Origin of the sequence: Chromohalobacter sp. HP20-39, from assembly GCF_033052815.1 — a bacterium.
Classification (GTDB): domain Bacteria; phylum Pseudomonadota; class Gammaproteobacteria; order Pseudomonadales; family Halomonadaceae; genus Chromohalobacter.
Genome location: NZ_JAWHTP010000219.1, coordinates 1 through 404 on the forward strand (window position 1 = coordinate 1; position 404 = coordinate 404).

General features: G+C 64.4%; 1 protein-coding gene. It reads left to right on the forward strand.

What is annotated here, in order from left to right; translation table 11 throughout:
* Positions 1-64 precede the first annotated feature (64 nt).
* On the forward strand, positions 65-404 hold a 340-nt coding region (locus RVY79_RS17720; protein ID WP_317465818.1), incomplete at its 3' end, for a carboxymuconolactone decarboxylase family protein.

Consider the following 404-nt stretch of genomic DNA (forward strand, 5'->3'; position numbering starts at 1 on the left):
GTGCTTTTGCCGGGCCACTCGAACCCCTAATCTGGCGCCTGTCACCCCGTACCGGAGCCCGATCATGGAACCTCGCCTCGACTTCTACACAGCCAATCCCGCCGCCATCCAGGCGGTGATGGGTCTGGAAAAAGCGCTGAGCAAGAGCACCCTGGAAAAGCCGCTGACCGAACTCGTGCGCCTGCGCGCTTCGCAGATCAACGGTTGCGCCTACTGCGTCGACCTGCATGCCAGCGATGCGCGCAAATGCGGTGAAGACAACCGCCGTCTGGCCACCGTTTCCGTCTGGGAAGAAACGCCTTTCTTTACCGACCGCGAACGCGCCGCGCTGGCATGGACAGAGGCCGTCACCCTCGTTGCGGAAACCCGCGTGCCGGACGACGTATGGCAGGCCGTGCGCGCCC